The following is an 18,795-nucleotide window of genomic DNA, read 5'->3' on the forward strand; positions in this document are numbered from 1 at the left end:
TCCGCCGGGCGTCTCCGGCTCGACCCGACTCGATTCCTGGGGGATCCGTGACCACTTCCCGCCGCATCCGCGCGTGCGCCCTGCCCGCGGCGGCGCTCGCCGCCGCCCTCGTCCTCACGCCCGCCGCGGCCTTCGCCGCCGACGGCGACGTGCCCGCGTCGTCGTCCGTCGTGGCGGAGGGCCCCGACGCGACGACGACCGTCTCGCCCGCTGCCGAGGCCGGCGTCGCCGAGAGCCTCCCCGTGTCGCCCAGCGCTGCCGAGGCAGGCGCCGCCGAGAGCGTCCCCGTTGCGCCCGGCGCCGAGACCACCCTCGCCGCGGACGGCGAGGCCGCCCCGTCCGAGCCCGAGGTCGTGGCGCCGGTCGCCCCGACCCCGTCGGCGGCCCCCGAGGTCGCACCCGAGGACGGCGGCGACGAGGTCGTCGTCGACGCCCCCGAGGTCTTCTCGCAGGACGGCAGTGACCTGCACCCGGGCTTCGCGAGCTTCTTCGGCACCGTCGGCTTCACCCCCGGCGACGAGGCCACGGTCGGCCTCGTCGGATCGCAGGGCGAGGACCTCTCGAGCTGGATCCGCCCCGCGCCCGGCCTCACCTTCAGCATCGACGGCGACACGACCATCATCGTGGTCGTGCCGAACGACGCCGCCGTCCCGGACATCGTGACCCTCAACGTGTTCGACGAGTCCGGCAACGAGGCCTCGCTCGAGATCCGCGTCAGCGCCTTCGTCGTCGCCCCGCACCTCGAGGCACCGGTCTCCGCGACCGCGGGAGTCGTCAGCGTCCAGGGCGAGAACGGCGAGCCGGGCCAGGTGGCCCTCGTCAGCGTCGTCGACGCCTCGCTGGTCGAGTCCCTTGAGCCCGACCAGGGCAGCGACGAGGGCGTCGCCGACGAGGCGGACGGCGTCGAACTCGTCCGCGTCGCGGAGGACGAGGCCCCGGCCGACGACCCTGGGTTCGTCACGGACGAGGAGCCGATCGCGTTCGACCCGGAGGAGGGCGTGGCCTTCACGCTCGTGCCGATCGACGAGACCGGGCACTTCACGGCCTCGTTCGTGCTGCCCGCCGGAGACTACGTGAGCGACGCGGCCGTGCTCCGTCGTGACGGGAGCGCCGCCTCCGACTTCTCCGTGCCCGTGCAGTTCTCGGTCGCCGCCGCGGCGCCCGTCCTGCCCGTCCCGACGGCGCCGGCCGCCGTCGTCCCCACCGCCGTCGCGCCGGTCGCCGTGGTCCCGGTGCGCACGACGCGCCCGGCGGGCCTCGCCTACACCGGCTCGGACGCGTCGGCGTGGCTCGTGCTGGCCGCCGGTCTCGTCGCCGCCGGCAGCGTGGCCGTGGCTGCGTCGCGCCTCCGGGGCCGCCGCTCCTAGGGCTGGTCGCCCCGACGCCAGGACGGCCCCGCAACCTCGTCAGGGTGCGGGGCCGTCGGCGTCCCGGAACGCGGGAGGCGACGTGTCAGTGGCTGAGGCCGAGGAGGAAGAGCATCCCGACGACGAGGCTGGCGCAGGTCGCGACGGCCGACGACGCGACTACGAAGAGCGTCACCTGGCGCTCGTGGTCGCGGACCTCGGAGAAGGGGCTCGTGGGGCGGATGATGCTCATGGTGGGCTCCTCTCGGCAGCTCTGCGCTGCATGGGGTCGACGTCGGATTTCGATGCATGTGCATCTTGTCACGGTCGGCTAGAGCATCTAGCGACGCGGTCGGCTGCCTTCGCGAAGTGGACAGTGGCGGCGTCGAGTTGCCCCGAACTGCTGCTTCCCGGGGCTCAGGGCAGCGGTTCGGGGCAACTCGTCGAGTGCGAGTGCGAGTGCGAGTGCGAGCGCGAGTGCGAGCGCGAGGGGAGGCGCGGGCGGCTAGCGCAGGCCCCCCTGGAGCGTGCGGATCGCGTCGCCGAGCGTGCCCGACGCGAGCAGGCCGGTGCCGAGCGGGCCCGAGCTGTCCTCTCCGAGCAGGGGGAGGCGCGCGAGAGCCCTGCGGACCGGCGGGCTCAGGTGCCGCAGCTGCCAGGTGATCTCGGCCGCGCCTCCTGCGGTCCCGTCGTCGTCGGGGGCGGCCAGGGTGACGGCCTTCACGGCGTAGGCCGCGGCGCCCAGGGCGTGCGCGCCCATGTGCGCGACGCCCGACGCTTGCCCTGCCGACCACGCGGCGGCCCTGGCCGCGGGCGAGGTCACGGCCTGTGCGGCACGACCGGCGACGAAGCGGCGACGGATCTCGCCGACGGCGTCGAGCTCTCCGCGGGCGAAGGCGCGGGTGCGCGTGATGCCGTCGCGAGGGCGGTCGTCGGCGGGCGCCTCCTGCTCGAAGAGGGGCAGGACGCGCTCCGCGCAGTCGGCCGCCCACGCGGCGACGAGCCGGCGATCGGTCTCCGAGAGCGCCTGCGGGGAGGTCATCCCTGCACCCTGGCACGGCGCCCGCGCCGCGTCGACGACGAGTTGCCCCGACGTGCGGCCTCGCTCGCTCGGAGGCAGCTGTTCGGGGCAACTCGTCGAGACGTCGTCCGGGAGGCGGAGGGCCGCCGAGAGACGGAGGGGCTCGAGGAGGCGGCGGTCCCTCAGGAGGCGGTGGTCGGCGATTCGTCCGCGGGCGGCGGCGGCGACGCGTCGGAGGCGGTTGGCAGCACCGCGGCGAGCCGCGTCAGGAACGCGCGCACCGCCTCCAGCGCCTCGTCGTCGTAGTCGTCCAGGGCCGCCTCGAGGGCGGCACCGCCCCGGCGAAGGAACGGCTCGATGCGCTCGTGCGCCTGCTCGGTCGCCCGCAGCGTCACGACACGGCGGTCGGTGCTCTCGCGGCTGCGGGCGACCAGGCCCTGGGCCTCGAGCCGGTTGAGCAGGGCGGTCGTCGCGCCCGAGGTCAGGCCGATCCTGCTCGAGAGCTTCGCCGGCGTGAGCGGCGCGTCCTCGCGCTCGGCCCAGATCACCTCGCCGAGGGCCGTGCCGTCGACGGTCGGCAGCTCCATCCAGCGGGCGAGCTGGTGGGCCGACTCCTGGTAGGTCACGGCGTAGTGCCGCAGGGCCTCGAGCACCTGCGTCCTCGGCGTCGGCGGGGGCGGCGTCGGCGTCGTCATGGGTCGATCCTCCCATCGAGACGTCGTCGCGATCGTCCCCGCATCGGGCCCTGGGTCGCCGGCCTCAGGCACGCAGCTGCGGGTACTCGGCCAGCACCGGCACGTGCTTCTCGCTCGTGAGCAGGTTCGCCTGGAAGAACTTCCGGACCGGCCGCGACGCGGTGACGCGGTGCATCGTCTGGATCGCCTTCACCCCGGCGCCCGACGACGGGTGCATCAGCTTCGCCCCGCCGCGCGGCAGCCCTTGCGCGCTGTCGGCGTAGCGACGCATCTGCCGTTCGTACCGGGCGAAGGCATGCGCCGGGCGATCCGGGTTCGCGGCGAGCTCGCCGACGAGGATGTGCGCACCGACCAGCGACAGCGTCGTGCCCATGCCCGTCGGGCCCGAGCCCCAGGCGGCGTCGCCGACGAGCGCGATGCGGCCCCGGCTCCAGGTCGACATGACGACCTGCTCCATCCGCTGCGTGTAGAACTCGTCCGGACGGGCGTCGAAGCCGTCGAGGATGCGCTCGGTCTGCCAGCCCGCACCTCGGAAGCGCTCCCTCAGCAGCTGCAGCTGCGCCTCCACCGGGAGCCCCTCGAAGCCCATCGGCTCGGACTCGAACGACATGCACGCCCTGATCGTGCCGAGGTTGTCGGGCCGCACCGACGCGACGCGGCCGCGGGCCGCGGTGAACCAGTCCCAGGAGTCGACGTCGCCGGGCCGGCGGTCGATCGTGCCGTACGTGATGCTGACGCCGAAGTCGCGCAGCTCGGTCTCGTCCGCGAAGAGGAGGCGGCGGGTGCGCGAGCTGCGCCCCTCGGCCACCAGGAACAGGTCGAAACGCTCCTCGGCGCCGCTGTCGAAGGTGGCGTCGACGCCCGTCGCGTCCTGCTCGGCCCCCACGACGAAGTCGCCGAAGCGGCGCTCGACGTCGGCGGGGACGACGTCCGCGAGGATGCCGGCGAGCCGGCCGCGCAGGATCTCGACCTCCGCCGTGGGGCCGTCCTGCCCCTCCTCCCTCGGGAACACGGCGTAGGGGCGGCCGGACTCGTCGACGAAGCGCGTGCCGTCCTCGCCGGTCAGGTTCGCGAGCACCGCCTCCTCGACGCCCATCCGGGTCAGGATCTCGCGACCGAGCCCGCGGACGTCGATGTTCTGGCCGGTCTCGCGGGGCTCGGCGGAGCGCTCGAGCAGCACGACGTCGAAGCCGGACTTCGCGAGGCCCCAGGCGAGTGCCGGGCCGGCGATGCTCGCTCCGGTGACGAGGACGCGGGGGCGCGCGGCCGGGGAGGAGGGGGGTGTGGTCATCGTGGAGCCTTCCGTGGAGCGGCCGATCTCGGCTGCATGACGTCAGACTAGCTTCACCATGATGTGACTCCACAGTGAAAGCACATGTTGCCGAGGCTGCCCTAGCCCCGGCACACGCGGCAGGTGGCGACGGCGAGTCGCCCCGAACTGCTGCCCCCGTGAGTCGGGAGCAGCAGTTCGGGGCAACCCGTGCCGCTGCCGCCTCCTGGGCCGGCTACTCGGCGGGGATCTCGCCGGTCGCGACGAGCGTGGCGCGCGCGAGGATGTGCGACGCGATCGTGAAGTTCAGGAACGCGGGCGTCCCGTCGGCGGGCACCTCGATGTCCTCGACGTCGAGCGCGTGCACCGTCACGAAGTAGCGGTGCTGGCCGTGGCCCGCAGGAGGTGCGGCACCGATGAACGAGGGAGCCCGCGAGTCGTTCGGCAACTGGTACGCCCCCTCGGGGAGCTGCGCGCCGGTCGCGTCGCCGGCGCCCTCGGGCAGTTCGGTCACGGACGCCGGGATGTTCGCGACGGCCCAGTGCCAGAAGCCCGACTGCGTGGGGGCGTCGGGGTCGTAGACGGTGACGGCGTAGCTCTTGGTGCCCTCAGGGGCACCCGACCACGAGAGCTGCGGCGACACGTCCTGGCCGCCGGGGACGCCGAAGGCCCCGGAGTACTGCTGCTGCGCGAAGGGGGCGCCGTCCTCGACGGTGGCGCTCGTGACGGTGAAGCTCGGCACCTCGGGGAGGCGGGCGAAGGGGTCGTTTCCGGTGGTGTCGCTCATGACGGTCCTTTCCTGGGGCGGCCGGGTGGCGCCTCCTGGGGGATCATGCTCCGGCACCCTCGGAAACCGCGCAGACCCCCGTGCGCGCACGAGGGTCTGAGCGGGGCCCGCGGGTGCGGGCAGGTGTGGTGCCGCAGGAGGCGCGCTAGCGGTCGAAGAGACCGCCGAGGTCGCCCAGCCCGGGGATCTGGAAGCCCTCGCCGAGGCCGCCGACCTGCTCGCCGAGGCCGGTGAGGTACTCCTCGCCGCCCTGTGCGATGCCGTCGACGCCCTCGGTCAGGCCGCCGAGGCCCTCGGAGAGCCCGGCGATGCCCTCGAGCCCGAAGTTCTCGGCGAGGCCGCCGAAGTCGACGCCGTTCGCGAGCGCTCCCGAGAGGAGCGGGCCCGCGACGCTGCTGACGGCGGCACCGCCAGCGACCGCAAGTGCGAGGCCGCCGAGTGCGGCGACTCCCGCGCCCGCCGCTGCTCCCGCGGCGAACCTTCCTGCGCCCGACCCCTGACGTGCGCCGGTGGCGGCACCGCCCGAGCCCTGGCCGGGGCGTCCGTGGCCGCCGAAGACGCGCTGCATCAGCCCGGGGTGCACGGTCTCGCCGCGGGTGGCGGCCCGTGCGAGGTCGTCGGTGCTGCCGCTGCGGGGCTGCTCGTGGGCGGGCAGCTCCTCCGTGAGGCGGGCCTGGACGAGCTCGCGCTGCTGCGGGGTCAGGCGGGCGAACGCGTCGCGGTGCACCTGCTCGAGCTGCTCGGGCTCGGCCGTGCGGAGGAGGTAGTCGTACTTGCCGAGGGCGACGCGGTCGGCCTCGGTCGCGCGGGGAGCGCCGGACGCGCCGTGCTGCTGGGCCGGGCGCTGCTGCTCGCCCTGCCGACGCCCGTCGTAGCCGCCCTGCTGGCTCTGCCGCTGCTGGCCGTAGCCCTGCCGGCCCTGCTGGTCGTAGGCCTGCCCCTGCTGGCCGTAGCCAGCCTGCCCCTGCTGCGGGCCGCCTCCTCGTTGATCGCCCTGCTGCTGCTGGTTGCCGTCGCCGGTCAGCTTGTCGGCCGCCGTGCGGACGAGGTCACGCCAGTCGGTGCCGGAACCCGAGCTGGACCCGGAGCCGGCGCCCGGTCGCGGCGGCTGGCCGTTGCGGGAGGACGAGGAGGAGTTCGAGTCGCCGAGCGCTTTCGCGGCGGCGCCCAGGAGACGCTTGAAGTCGGGCATGAGCACATCGTGCTGGCCCCCGATGTGCAGACCCCCGGGAGGACCTGCGGAAGTCATCCGAACTGCCTCGTCTGCTCGCCCGCCTCCTCGGCTCGTCTGACCGATCGACCACGGGCCTGTTCGTCGCGAGCGGGCCGTCGCCACAGCCCGCGGACGACGAACTCGCCCGCGTCCAGGGGGCATGCCGCGCCAGCCAGAGCGACGCCCGCCCCGGGCGACGACCACGGAAGTCCGTGGTGCCGCCCGGGGCGGGCGAGGTGCAGCTGAGGTGCAGCTGAGGTGCGGTGGTGCGGTGCGGTGCTACTCGGCCGAGTCGACGGTCAGCGCACGGCGGCGACGGGCGGCGACGAGCAGCCCTCCGCCGAGGAGGAGCAGCAGCGCGGCGCCGACGACGCCCTGCGACGCCTCGGACCCGGTGTAGGCGAGACCTGCCGGACGGGCGACGGGAGCCGCCGGCGTCACGACGGGAGGTACCACAGCGGCCGGGGCCGCGACGAGCGAGAAGGCGACGACGTTCGAAGGCTCGGACACACCTCCGGTCTCGTTCACGGAGCCGTCTGCGTTCAGCTCGGCAGCGATCGCCTGGGTCACGTACTCACCGGGGAGCAGCTCGACGGAGACGGTCCAGTTGCCCGCGTCGTCGACCAGGATCGGGTCGGCGAGGTCGGTGATGTAGAAGCGGCCCGCGGCGGGGGTCTCGGTGACGGTCCCGTCGAGGAACGACGAGTCGGCGACGGTCAGGACGATGCCCGTGCCGACGGGGCCGGTGCCCGAGATCGTGACGGTGCCGCCCGTGACGACCTGCCCCTCCGTGGGGCTGGTGATCACCGGGGTGGGCGTGAGCAGGACGACCTCGTCGGCGACGGTGACGTCGACGGCCTGGACGATGCCCGAGCGGACGCCGGTCAGCGTGATCGTGTAGTCGTCGGCGAGCACGTCGTCGGCGAAGACGACCGTGTCGGCGTAGGCGCCAACGGTGTCGTCCGCGTAGTAGTTCAGCGCACGGTCGGCGAGCTCGACGACGGCGCCCTCGGAGTCGGTCACGACGGTGGTGATCTCCTCGCCAGGGCTGAAGCCGGTGGCAGCGATCGCGACACCGGTGGTGGTCGCCTCGTCGACGGTCACCTCGTCGGGCGTCGCCGTGATCGTCGGGGCGATCGCGGGCACGGGCGCCTGTGCGAACGTGAAGTTCACCGAGAGGCGTCCGACCTGAGCGTCGGGGTTCGACTGGGTGACGTTCGCACCCGTGCCGAGCGAGCCCGGTGCGAGGTCGAGGAACGTCGTCGGGATCGAGTAGTTGCCGGCGAGGTCGGCGATGCCGGTGCCGGCGGTGGAGTTGCCGAGGTTCTTGTTGCTGTACGTCACCGTGACCGTGCTGCCGGGCTGCGCCGTTCCGGTGAAGACGGGCGTGGTCGTGTCGACGACCGTGCCCGTGCCGGGGTAGGTCACGGTGAAGGGGGATGCCGGGTTCGGCGCGACGGCAAGCTCGAAGGTGTAGGCCAGCGGGGTCACCTCGGGGTCGGCGAGGCCCGACTGCGCATCCGCGCCCGCGACGGTCGCCAGGACCGTCGTCTCACCCGGGGGCAGCTGTCCGAAGTTGGCGTTCACGAAGAACGAGCCGTCGTCGTTGTGCGTCGTGCCGCTGAACAGGGCCTGAGCGGGGGTGCCGGTGCCGATGTCGTAGGTGAGCACGAGGTCGTCGGTGGTCGGCAGGCCGGTGCCCGTGATCGGCACGACCTGGGGCAGGCCGGCCGAGTTGTCGTAGGTGGAGCCGGGCGCCGGCGACGTGATCGTCACGGGGGCGGCCGCGGAGGCGGGCCCTGCGGCGAGCAGGACACCTCCGAGGGCGAGTGCGAGGGCCGTCGGCGCAGCGACGAGGCCCCTTCTGGCTGATGAGCGCAAGGGCGTTCTTTCTCTCGAGGTGGATACGTGCGTCGTTGCATGTCCGTCGAGGCCCAGCGCCAGGAACGAAGAGGGGGCTAGCCCCATGCCGGAACCTAACAGAACCTCAGGGATTCGGTAAGAGGCGGCTGTGAACGGGCCTCGTCGAGGAGGGGGCTCGGTCAGAAGGCGTTGCCGAGGGCGTCGAGGAACACGGCCACGGGGTGGGCGACCCAGCGCTGCAGCCAGCGGTGCAGGCGGGGGAACCGGCGCGGGGCGCCTCCTCGGGCACGGGCGTCCTCCGCCTCTCGTCGCTCACGTCGGCTGAGCGGACGGCCGAGGTGCCTCGGCCCCTCGTGCATCGGCCCGTCGTGCGCGGGCACGTCGGGTGTGACCCTGGCGTGCGCGGGATCGCTCCCTGCGTCATGAGGCCGTCGATCCACGGAGGCGACGCTATCGTGACGAGGTCCGCCTCCCGACCCCTTTCCCCGGAGTCCCGCATGCCCACCCGCACGACCCGCGAGATCGTCGACGCCGCCCGCGCGCGCTTCGACGACGGCGAGCACCGGGCCGCGTGGGACTCGCTGCTGGTCCACGCCCGTCGCCACCCGGACGAGCGGGCCTACCGCGACGCCCTCTCGGAGTTCTACCGCCGGGCCGGCAACCCCGACCAGGCGGCCCGGTGGGGCGCCCACGACCTCGCCTCGCTCGACGCCCGTGAGCGTCACGCGCTGCGCCGGTCGCTGCTGCAGTTCGAGACGGAGGAGGAGGTGCGCGACTACCTCGCCCTGTCGGGCGGGCTGCCCCCGGAGACGACCGAGCACCTCGGGTCGCCCCGGCAGCAGCGGCTGATCCGGTGGGAGCCGACCTCGGAGCTGCTCTTCGGGATCGCCGGGATCGGCGCAGTGTTCGGAGGTCTCTTCGTCCTGATCATGCTCGTGTGCGTCGTCGTCACGGCGTTCACGGGCGACCCGGAGACGCAGTCCGTCGCGCAGGTGTTCGTCTCGGTCGCGCTCAGCGTCGTGGCCGGGGCGGGCGCGCTCGCCTCTGCGGGGTACCTGCTCAGCGAGCGGTGGTGGCGGGGCGGGCTGCTCGGGGTGGTGGCCGTCGCCGCGGCCGTCGTGCTCGCGCAGACCGACATCACGTCTCCGCTGCCCTTCGGCTGAGGCGCAGCCGCACGAGTTGCCCCGAACGGTCGCCTCCGGCCCGGCCACGTGACGATCCGGGGCGACTCGCGGCTCGCAACTCGAGGGAGGCGCGCTAGAGCACGTCGGCGACGAGCTCGAACACGCGGTCGGGCGCCTCGAGGTGCATGTCGTGGTGCACGCCGGGCAGGCGGCGCAGCTCCCAGCCGACTCCCTCGAGCGAGCGGGCGACGGGCTCGGGCAGCACGGCCGGGCTGTCGTCCGAGAGCACGACGACCGAGGGCACCGCAGGAGGCGCCACCTCGATCGGCGCGTGAGCCACGTCCCGGAACACCCCGATCGCCATGGACGTGTCGAACCGCTCGCGGGCGCCGTCGAGCAGCGCGACCGTCGCCGCGTCGTAGCTCGCGCGCACCGTCTTGGTCGTGCGTGCCTGCGCGAGCCCGGCCACGGCCAGCGTCAGCGGCGGCACGGCCCAGAACAACCGCCCGGCGAGGCCGCTGGTCGGCAGCGCCAGGTGGAAGCCCGGGTCGAGGTAGGCCGCCCGGAGGGGCTGCAGCCGCGCGACCGCCCGGACGAGCACGGCGCCGCCGAGCGAGTGCCCGACCACGCTGTGCAGGCCCGTCGGCAGGGCCTCGACCAGGTCCGTCGCGAACTCGTCGAGGCCGTACGACGCCGCCCGGCCGCTGTGCCCGTGGCCCCGCAGGTCGACCGTCGTCACCGTGTACCGGCCCGTCTCGAGCATCCGGTCGACGAGCGGCCGCCACGTCTCGCCGTCGGCGCCGAGCCCGTGCACCAGCCCCACGTGCCGTTCGCCGTCGCCGGTGGTGGTCGTGTGCAGCTGCATGGGGTCCCTCGGGATTCGTGTCGAGCAGGGCGGGGCAGGTGGTGCAGGTCGAACAAGGGCGGGCGGAGCGGACGGGGCAGGTCGACCGGGGGCTCGCGGGTGCGTCGCCGCCTCAGCGCACCGACTTGATCGGGATCACCGCGAGGGCGCCGAGCACCACGAACACGATGCCCGAGATGAACAGCACGGGGTAGCCCCCGGTGATCGAGACGAGGCCGGCCGCGATCGAGGGGCTGAGGGCCTGGGGCAGCGTGGTGGCGAGGCCGAGGATGGCCAGGTCGCGTCCCGCGGAGCTGGCGCCCGACGTCAGGGAGGCGGGCAGCACCTCCGTCATGAGGGCCAGGTCGATCGAGATGTAGGCGCCGAAGCCGAGGCCGAGCAGGAAGCTGTAGATCAGGATGCCGGTCGTCGTCGGCATCACGAGGGGCACGACCAGGCCGATCGCCATGACGACCGAGGCCCAGACGATGAACGGCTTGCGGCGGCCGATCCGGTCGGACAGCACGCCGCTGGCCAGCGCCGAGATGAGCACGCCGAGCAGCAGCACGACACCGATCTGGGCGGCGAAGGCGTTCGAGGCGGCGTCGCTCAGCCCGATGTAGTCGCGCAGGATGTACAGGCCGAAGGTCTGCGCGCCGTAGAAGCCGATCACCATGAGGAACCGCGCCGCGAAGGCCCACGCGAAGTCGGGGTGCTTCCGCGGCGAGACCCAGAAGCCGCGGGCGAACTCGCGGAACGTGGGTCGGGGCGCGGCGGGGCCGGCCGCCTCGTCGAGGCTCGAGCGGTCGGGGTTCACCACGACGAACACGGCGACGACCACGAGCACGAGGGCGGCGAGCACGAGGTAGGGCAGGGCTCCCGCACCGGAGGCCGAGCCGGCGACGACGGCCCCCACCGCGTTGCCGACCGTGATGCCGAGGCCGATGAGGCCCGAGACCCCGCCGCGCTTGGCGGCCGGGAAGCGGTCGGGCACGAGTGCCGTGGCCGCGGCCTGCAGCGCGTTGAGCCCGAGCTGCACGACGAGCCAGATCAGGGCGACGGTGACGATCGAGCTCGCCAGCGGCAGGCCGGCGAAGAAGCCGGCGGCGAGCAGCGCGCCGCCGACCATCCAGGGCGAGCGCCGGCCGAAGCGCGAGCGGGTCGCGTCCGACAGGGCGCCGGCGATCGGCTGCGCGAACACGTTCGCGAGGAACGCCACCGTCGTCACGATCGCCAGGTTGCCGATCTTCGAGGCCTCGTCGATGTCGGCCACGAGGTTCGGGATGAGGATGCCGAGCCCGCCCGAGTTGATCGCGAGGATCGACACGTAGACGAGCGCGAGCCCGATCGAGAGCCGACGGAGGCGCGGTGGGCCGACGCTCACGTCACTCGCCTCCGCGACGGCGGCGATGCCGGCGGGCCCCGCGGAGCCGGGGGTGGGCGCGACGAGGGAGGCGGCGGTGCTGCCGATCGTGCCGGGCACGTCACCGGGTGTGCCGGAGGCGGTGCCGGGCGTGCTGCCGGCGGAGGCGGTGGTGCGGTCGACGTCGGTCATGGGGGGCTCCTGAGCTGAGGGGCGGCGCTGCCGCTCGGGGACGCTCAACCCTGCGCCTCGGCCATCTGCTCCCACAACGGCTGTTCCGTCTACTCTCGACCCATCGGATGGAGGGAACCACCATGGCTGAGCGTGACCCGCACGCGACACCTGATCCGCAGGCGACACGTGACCCGCAGGGGCCGGGGTGGCTGCAGCTGCTCGCCGACCAGGCCGGCGTGCCCGAGCTCGAGGCTCACCGCCGCCTCCTCGTCGCCGACGGTGCCGACGCGGCCCGTACCGACCAGGAGGCGCGCTCGGCTGTCGAGGTCGCGTCGCTGCTGCAGGAACGGCGACAGCGCGCGGTCGAGCTGGCCGCCCTCAACGACATCGCCGGTCGCCTGGCCGCCGTGGCCGACCCGGCCGACCTGCTCGTGGAGGTCGTCGACCAGGCCCGCCGCCTCCTGGGCGTCGACCTCACCTACGTCGCGCTGCTCGTGGGCGACGACCTCCGCATCGAGGTCGCGAGCGGCGACCGCTCGTCCGCCCTGGTCGGCACGCGCCTGCCCCGCACCGCCGGGCTCGTCGGCAGCGTCGCCGCGAGCGGGACCCCGCGCTGGACGTCGGACTACGCGGCCGACCCCGAGCTCGTGCACGAGGAGAGCGCCGACCGGGCCGCCCGGGCGGAGTCGATCCGCGGGCTGCTCGGCGTCCCGCTGGCCGTGCGGGGCCGTGTGCTCGGGGTGCTGCTCGCCGCCAAGCGGGAGGAACGCCGCTTCGGCCCCCACGAGATCAGCCTGCTGACCGGGCTCGCCGCCCACGCCGCGGTCGCCATCGACAACGCGCGGACTGCCGCCGAGCTGCGCGAGGCCAAGGAGGGGCTCGAGTCGACCCTGCGCCTCGACGCCGACCTGACCCGGGCCGTGCTCGCCGGGGGCGACCCGGAGTCGCTCGTCGAACGGGTGCAGGCGCTCACCGACGTGCCCGTGCGGTGGGTGGAGCACCCGACCGACGGGCCGGTGGGGGCGGCGCTCGCCGGGGCGGCCCGCAGCGGTGAGCCCGGGCCGGTCGTCGTGGGGGCCGAGACGGTGCAGCCGGTGGCGGCGGCGGGGCAGGTGTTCGGGGCGCTGGTCGCCGGGCCTGCGGGTCTGCGTGTCGGTCTCGGTCTCGGTCTCGGTCTCGGGGACGCTGCGGGCGCGGTCGCCGGCACCGCGCCTCCTCGGGGCGGACTCAGGGACGCCGGGCCTGCTGGTGCGGGGCCTGCTGCTGCGGTGCCCGCCGACGCCCTGCTGCTGCTCGAGCGGGCCGCGCCCCTGATCGCGCTCACGCTCGTGGGGGCGAGGGCCACCGCCCGCGCCGCCCAGCTCGGCCGTGACATCGCCACGGTCGACCTGCTCAGCCGCGGCGAGCCCGACGCGACCGCCGACCACCGGCGTTGGCGCGGCGCCGGGCTCGACCCGCGCCGGCCGCACGTCGTCGTGGTGGTCGAGGGCGACCCCGAGGCTGCCCGGCGCCACGTCGCGGGGCTCGGGCTGGGCGGGCACGTCGCGTCCGCGGTGCACCGCGACCGATTCGTGCTGGTCGCCCCGGCCTCGCTCGAGCTCGAGGGGCGCTGGGGAGCGCAGGAGGCGCCCGTCGCCGGACTCGCCGGCCCCGTCGTCCAGACGGCCGCGCTCCGCACCGCGTGGGGCGAGGCCGCCCGGACGGCCCGGGCCCTCACGGCCCTCGGCCGCCGCCCGGGCAGCGGCGGCGGGCTGTCGCGGGGCGACGACCTCGGGGTCTTCGCCGTGCTGCTCAGCCGGGCCGGCACCCGTGAGCTGCACGACCAGGTCGAACGCGAGCTCGGGCCGGTCCTCGCCGAGGAGGCGCGGCGCGGCGTGCCCCTCACGGAGACGCTCGAGGTGTTCCTCGACCAGGGACGGCGCCCGACGGCCACGGCTGCCGCGCTGCGCGTGCACGTGAACACGGTCTACCAGCGGCTCGCGACGCTCGACGGGCTGCTCGGGCCGGCCTGGCGGGAGCGGGCGCTCGAGCTGCAGGTGCTGCTGCGGCTCGGCCGGGCGGCGCGGGAGCTGGACGGACCCGGGGCCGCGCGCTCGCCCGGGCCCGCGTAGGCGCTCGCGCCTCAGAGGCCCGCGACGAACGCGAGCAGCACCCCGTTGAACTCGTCGGGGCGGTCGAAGTTCGTCGCGTGCCCGGCGTCGTCGATGACGACCGACCGGCCGAGCGCGTGGTCGCCGACCGCCGCCTCCGCGTGGCTGCAGGGCCAGAGCTGGCTGTCGCGGCCCGCGACCATCGTGAAGGGCACGTCCAGCCGGGCGATCACGTCGCGCCAGTCCTGCAGGCCGTGGTCGCGGAGCAGCTTGCGCGTCTCGGGCGCGTTCGCCTCGCGCACGGCGGGCGGGCCGCCGAGCCGCTCGAACAGCCGGGCGACGCCGGTGGCGGCCGGGTCGACGCGGGCGCCGCGGCCGGTGTCGGGGATGCCGTCGTCGAAGAAGGTGCCGCTGTTCTCGGGCGTCATGCCGTAGAAGCCGTGCGTCCACTCCGTGTCGTTCACGAGCTTCGGCGTCTGGTCGATCGTCAGCACTCCCGCGACGCGGTCCGTGCCGAACAGGTCGATCGCCGCCCAGACCGTGCTCGCGCCCATCGACTGGCCGACGAGCACCACGTCGTGGAGGTCGAGGTGCACGAGCAGCTCGTGCAGGTCGGCACCGTGGCGGCCGATCCGCTGGCCGTGCAGGACGTCCTCGCTCGCGCCGTGCGAACGCCGGTCGAACTCGACGACGCGGTGGCCCGCCGCGAGCAGCGCGTCGGTCTGGAGCGCCCACGCCGCGGCGGGCATCGCGTAGCCGGCGACGACCACGACGGTGCGGGAGGCCGTGCTGCGGGAGGCGGTGGTCGCGGGGGAAGCGGCGGCCGCGTCGGTCCTGCCGGTCGCGACGCGCGCCTCCCCCGAGTCCGTGTACGCGAGCGTCACGCCGTCGGTGCTGACGAACGTGCCGGCGGTGCTCATCAGAAGGCCTTCCCGGGGTTGAGGGTGCCGGCGGGGTCGAGGGCGTCCTTGACGGAGCGGTGCATCGCGAGCACGCGCTCGCCCAGCTCCTCGCGGAGGCCCGGCAGCTTCAGCAGGCCCACGCCGTGCTCGCCGGTCACGGTGCCGCCGAGGTCGAGGCAGTCGGCGACGATGGCGTCGAACGCGACCTTCGCCCGGGCCTTCGCGGCCTCGTCGCCCTCGGGCGCGATGATCAGCGGGTGCAGGTTGCCGTCGCCCGCGTGCGCGATGTTCGCGATGACGACTTCGGCGCCCGCCGCGGTCGCCTGGATGCGCCGGAGCATCTCGGGCACGGCCGAGCGCGGCACGCAGATGTCCTCGGTGAGCACAGGGCCGAGCCTCTCGAGCGCCGGGTAGGCGAGCCGTCGCGCCTGGAACAGCCGGTCGATGTCGGCCGGGTCCGTGGCCAGCTCGACGTCGGTGCCGCCCGCCTCCGCGAACACCCGGGCGACCTGGTCGGCGAGCTCGTCGCCGGCCGCGCCGCGCTCGTCGACGCGGGCCAGCAGCAGCGTGTCGACGTCGGAGGGGAGCCCCAGGTGCACCCAGTCGTCGACCGCCCGCAGGCAGGTGCGGTCGAGCATCTCGAGCGCGGCGGGGATGATCCCGGCCTTCGAGATCGCCGCCACGGCGTCGCCCGCGGCGACGAGCGAGGGGAAGTACCCGATCACCGCACGCTCGTCGCGCCCGGCGAGCGGCAGCAGCCGCACGGTCACCGAGGTCACGACGCCGAGCGTGCCCTCCGACCCGACCATCAGCCCGACGAGGTCGTAGCCGGCGACGCCCTTGGCCGTGCGCCGCCCGAGCTCCACGATCGAGCCGTCGGCGAGCACGACCGTGAGGCCCAGCACGTAGTCACGGGTCACGCCGTACTTGACGCAGCAGATGCCGCCCGCGTTCGTGGCGACGTTGCCGCCGATCGTCGAGATCGCCGAGCTGGCCGGGTCCGGCGGGTACCAGAGACCGTGCTCGGCCACGGCGGCACGCAGGGCGTCGTTGATCACCCCGGGCTGCACGACGGCGTACCGCTCGTCGACGTCGATCTCGGTGACGGCGTCCATCAGCTCGAGCGACAGCACGACGCAGTCCGCGACGGCGTTCGCGCCGCCGGAGAGACCGGTGCCCGCACCGCGCGGCACGACCCGGACGCCGGAGGCGGCAGCCAGCCGGAGCACCGCGCTCACCTCGTCCGTGCTGCGGGCGAGCACCACCGCGAGCGGCGCCTCGAACGGCGCCCACTCGGCGTCGTCGTGGCTGTACCGGGCGAGGGACTCGGGATCGCGGAGCACGCGGTCGGCGTCGAGCGCCGACGCCAGGTCGTCGACGAACGCGGCGACGGCCTCGGCGGCGAGGGGCCGTGCGGATGCGGGGGCCTGCGCGGATGCGGCCGCGGCCGCGGAGGAGGCGGCGCGTGCGTCCGCTTCGGTGGTGACGGTCATGCGGGGCGTCCTCCTGGCTCGGCTCGGTGCGGACCGACTGTAGCCCCGCTCCCCGGGCCGCGCCTCCGGCTGGGCAGCTCTCCGCGTGCGCGAGACCCCTCGAACCCGCGCACACCCGCGTGCGCGCCGGCGGGTGCGCGCGGGTTCGGTGGGTGTGGACGGCCGTGCGAGCCTGCGAGACGCACCTGCTCTCTGCTTCGGCGGGCCGCACCTCCTGCGGGCCTGGGGTGTGACTGCGTGTGGAGTGCGGCGGGTTCCCGTCGCTGTGGGCAGGTTCCCGCCACGCACGGCGGGTGAGCGCTGACCCGCCGGGGACGACGGGAACCCGCCGACTCGTAGGTCGGGCGGGTCAGCGGGGTGCGCCGGTGCCGGCGTCGCGGCTGGCCCGGGCGAAGCCCGACTCGTACGCGAAGACGGCTGCCTGCACGCGCGTGCGGGTGCCGGTCTTCGCCAGCAGGTTCGAGATGTGGGTCTTGACGGTCGCGATGCTGAGGTAGAGCTCCTGGGCGATGTCGACGTTGCTGAGGCCCCGCGCGACCCCGTCGAGCACGTCGAGCTCGCGGTCGCTCAGCCCGTCGAGCGCGGCACGGAGGAGCGGCGGGGCCAGCCGGGACGCGGCGGTCCCCGCGAGGGCGGGCGCCGACGTGGGCGACTGGGCCGACACCTGCGCAGGCGCATGCGCGGGCGAGTCGCCCGACGCGCGCGCCGCCTCTGTCGCGACGGTCTGCTCGATCAGCGCCCGCGTCATCGCCGGGTCGATCAGCGAGTCGCCGCGGGCGGCCGAGCGGACGGCGGCGGCCATGAGGTCGGGCCCGGAGTCCTTGAGGAGGAACCCCGAGGCACCCGCGGCGATGCCGTCGAAGAGGTGCTCGTCGTCGTCGAAGGTCGTGATGAGCACGACGGCCGTCGAGGGCTCGGCGACGATGCGCCGGGTCGCGGCGATGCCGTCGAGGCGCGGCATGCGGATGTCCATGACGACGACGTCGGGTCGCAGCTCGAGGGCGTCGCGCACGGCGTCCTCGCCGTCGCGGCTCTGGCCCACGACCGTGAGGTCGTCCTCGGCGTCGAGCATCGTCGCGATGCCGGCGCGGGCGATCGCCTGGTCGTCGACGACCAGCACCCGGAGGGTCACGACAGGCCTCCGTCCGACGCCGCCACGAGAGGACCGCGGGCGTCGGTCGCGGCCGCAGCCGCCGCCTCGGCCGCCGTCGCCGGTCCGACCGAGAAGGAGGCGCCTCCCCGGGGCAGCTCGGCCCTCACGGCCCAGCCCGTCCCGGCCGCGTCGTGCCCGGTGACGAGCACGCCGCCCAGGCCGACGATCCGCTCGCGCATGTTCGCGATGCCCGCGCCGCCCCGCGGCACGTCGGGGAACCGCTCGGCGGCGGGCCCGGGGTCGGTGACGACCACCTGCCAGGCCGTGGGCCCCTCCGTGATCGCGACCCGCACCTCCTCGGCGGACGAGTGCAGCATCGTGTTGGTCAGGCACTCCTGGACGACGCCGAGCACCGCGATGCGCTGCGGCGCGGGCAGCTCGCCGTGCACCAGCACGGTGTAGTCGACCTGGTACCCGATGGCGCGCAGCCTGGCCGCCATCGCCTCGAGCTCGACGTCGAGGTCGCCCGTCGCGTCGGCGAGCGGCCCGACCGGGGCGGCCTTGAGCACGCGGACCACGGTGCGGATGCGGGTGAGCACGTCCTTGCCGCCGAGCACGACGTCGTCGAGTGCGGCGACCAGGCGGTCGGGGTGCTGGCCGGCCACCCGGACCGCCGCCTGCGCGCCGATCACGAGCGCGGCGACGTGGTGCGCGACCTCGTCGTGCACGTCGCGGGCGATCCGGGTGCGCTCGCGCTCGGCGATGCGCACCGCCTCCTCGGCGCGGAGGGCGACCAGCTCCCGGTTGCGGGCCGCGAGCTGCGCCGTGGCCCGCCGCTGGTGCTGCAGCGCGAGCGCGGCCGCGACGACGAGCGCACAGCCGACGAGGTAGCCGAACTGCGTCGAGCGGTCGTAGAAGACCGCCCAGTCGAAGGCGTCGAAGACGGAGCCGGCCGACAGCCACGAGTCGACGACGACCTGCCACGGCACGATGGTGAGCACGGCGAGCGCCGCGAAGGAGGCGGCCGGCGCGAACACGGGGAGCCCGTTCGACACCGAGATGAAGACCGTCACCGCCAGCGGCACCAGCAGCTCGGGCGCCCGGACGTACCAGTCGCCCGGCACCGGCCCGAAGGCGATCGCCACCGTGATCGCCGAGACGCCGGTGAGCGAGGCGAGGGGGAACCGCTTCGTGGTCGCCGCCGCGACGAGCGCCGTGAGGCCGACGATGACGTAGCCCGGCAGGCTGGAGGGATACCAGTTGAACTGCAGCGCGACGATCAGCGCCGTCAGGTAGGCGGCGACGCCGAGCCCGAGCAGGAGCGCGCGGCGGAGCCCGGGGCCGAGGTCGCGGAGCGGAGCGACGGCACGGAGGCGGGCGGTCAGGGAGGGCTCCCGGGGCGTCGTCGAGGCCCACCCGGCGGCGGCCTCGGCCTGCTCGTCGGCCGCCCTCACGTCTGCTGTCTGCACGTCCACACGCTAGCTCCGGGCGCGCGTGCGTTTCTCGGCCAGAGGGAT

The 18,795-nt window shown here is 74.7% G+C and carries 17 protein-coding genes; 3 read left to right on the forward strand and 14 right to left on the reverse strand.

The window, feature by feature from the left end; all coding sequences use genetic code 11:
• Window positions 1-47: 47 nt before the first annotated feature.
• A complete protein-coding gene (locus tag EDF18_RS15935) occupies window positions 48-1,367 on the forward strand; it encodes a hypothetical protein (protein ID WP_123548828.1) in 1,320 nt (439 codons plus the stop codon).
• Between the two features lie 85 nt (window positions 1,368-1,452).
• Here EDF18_RS15935 and EDF18_RS16425 read toward each other — a convergent pair whose 3' ends face one another.
• From EDF18_RS16425 to EDF18_RS15970, 8 genes are all read right to left on the reverse strand, one after another.
• Window positions 1,453-1,599: a hypothetical protein gene (locus EDF18_RS16425; protein ID WP_158614707.1), complete on the reverse strand. Its 147-nt coding sequence runs from the start codon at window positions 1,597-1,599 to the stop codon at window positions 1,453-1,455.
• Window positions 1,600-1,851: 252 nt separating this feature from the next.
• Entirely contained in the window at window positions 1,852-2,388 is a 537-nt protein-coding gene (locus EDF18_RS15940; RefSeq protein ID WP_123548829.1) for a putative immunity protein, read from the reverse strand.
• A gap of 161 nt (window positions 2,389-2,549) precedes the next feature.
• Window positions 2,550-3,062, reverse strand: coding sequence for a MarR family winged helix-turn-helix transcriptional regulator (locus EDF18_RS15945; RefSeq protein ID WP_123548830.1), 513 nt, complete (start codon window positions 3,060-3,062; stop codon window positions 2,550-2,552).
• Between the two features lie 64 nt (window positions 3,063-3,126).
• Window positions 3,127-4,353: an FAD-dependent monooxygenase gene (locus EDF18_RS15950; protein WP_123548831.1), complete on the reverse strand. Its 1,227-nt coding sequence runs from the start codon at window positions 4,351-4,353 to the stop codon at window positions 3,127-3,129.
• A gap of 214 nt (window positions 4,354-4,567) precedes the next feature.
• On the reverse strand, window positions 4,568-5,119 hold the full coding sequence (locus EDF18_RS15955) for a YbhB/YbcL family Raf kinase inhibitor-like protein (protein WP_123548832.1): 552 nt from the start codon (window positions 5,117-5,119) through the stop codon (window positions 4,568-4,570).
• 145 nt (window positions 5,120-5,264) lie between these two features.
• Window positions 5,265-6,311 (reverse strand): hypothetical protein, encoded by a 1,047-nt coding sequence (locus tag EDF18_RS15960; protein WP_123548833.1) that lies wholly within the window; start codon window positions 6,309-6,311, stop codon window positions 5,265-5,267.
• Window positions 6,312-6,611: 300 nt separating this feature from the next.
• Complete coding sequence (locus EDF18_RS15965) at window positions 6,612-8,213, reverse strand: LPXTG cell wall anchor domain-containing protein (RefSeq protein ID WP_148050113.1); 1,602 nt, start codon at window positions 8,211-8,213, stop codon at window positions 6,612-6,614.
• 161 nt (window positions 8,214-8,374) lie between these two features.
• Window positions 8,375-8,575: a hypothetical protein gene (locus tag EDF18_RS15970; protein ID WP_133739203.1), complete on the reverse strand. Its 201-nt coding sequence runs from the start codon at window positions 8,573-8,575 to the stop codon at window positions 8,375-8,377.
• A gap of 117 nt (window positions 8,576-8,692) precedes the next feature.
• Here EDF18_RS15970 and EDF18_RS15975 point away from each other — a divergent pair, with 117 nt between their 5' ends.
• A complete protein-coding gene (locus tag EDF18_RS15975; RefSeq protein ID WP_123548836.1) occupies window positions 8,693-9,358 on the forward strand; it encodes a hypothetical protein in 666 nt (221 codons plus the stop codon).
• A gap of 94 nt (window positions 9,359-9,452) precedes the next feature.
• Here the strand turns inward: EDF18_RS15975 and EDF18_RS15980 are convergent, their stop codons facing one another.
• A complete protein-coding gene (locus EDF18_RS15980; protein ID WP_123548837.1) occupies window positions 9,453-10,184 on the reverse strand; it encodes an alpha/beta fold hydrolase in 732 nt (243 codons plus the stop codon).
• Between the two features lie 112 nt (window positions 10,185-10,296).
• Window positions 10,297-11,718: an MFS transporter gene (locus EDF18_RS15985; RefSeq protein WP_123548838.1), complete on the reverse strand. Its 1,422-nt coding sequence runs from the start codon at window positions 11,716-11,718 to the stop codon at window positions 10,297-10,299.
• 122 nt (window positions 11,719-11,840) lie between these two features.
• On the opposite strand from EDF18_RS15985, the gene EDF18_RS15990 reads away from it, so the two are divergent.
• Window positions 11,841-13,811, forward strand: a complete 1,971-nt coding sequence (locus tag EDF18_RS15990) for a GAF domain-containing protein (protein WP_158614708.1) — start codon at window positions 11,841-11,843, stop codon at window positions 13,809-13,811.
• 11 nt (window positions 13,812-13,822) lie between these two features.
• Here the strand turns inward: EDF18_RS15990 and EDF18_RS15995 are convergent, their stop codons facing one another.
• The 4 genes from EDF18_RS15995 to EDF18_RS16010 form a co-directional block, all read right to left on the reverse strand.
• Window positions 13,823-14,710, reverse strand: coding sequence for an alpha/beta fold hydrolase (locus EDF18_RS15995; protein WP_123548840.1), 888 nt, complete (start codon window positions 14,708-14,710; stop codon window positions 13,823-13,825).
• Entirely contained in the window at window positions 14,710-16,185 is a 1,476-nt protein-coding gene (locus EDF18_RS16000) for an FAD-binding oxidoreductase (RefSeq protein WP_123548841.1), read from the reverse strand. The genes EDF18_RS15995 and EDF18_RS16000 overlap by 1 nt, the downstream gene beginning before the upstream one ends.
• Before the next feature lie 349 nt (window positions 16,186-16,534).
• Window positions 16,535-17,317, reverse strand: a complete 783-nt coding sequence (locus EDF18_RS16005) for a response regulator transcription factor (protein WP_123548842.1) — start codon at window positions 17,315-17,317, stop codon at window positions 16,535-16,537.
• Window positions 17,314-18,747, reverse strand: a complete 1,434-nt coding sequence (locus tag EDF18_RS16010; protein WP_158614709.1) for a sensor histidine kinase — start codon at window positions 18,745-18,747, stop codon at window positions 17,314-17,316. The genes EDF18_RS16005 and EDF18_RS16010 overlap by 4 nt, the downstream gene beginning before the upstream one ends.
• Window positions 18,748-18,795: the final 48 nt, after the last annotated feature.

Origin of the sequence: Frigoribacterium sp. PhB107 (genome assembly GCF_003751515.1) — a bacterium.
GTDB lineage: Bacteria > Actinomycetota > Actinomycetes > Actinomycetales > Microbacteriaceae > Frigoribacterium.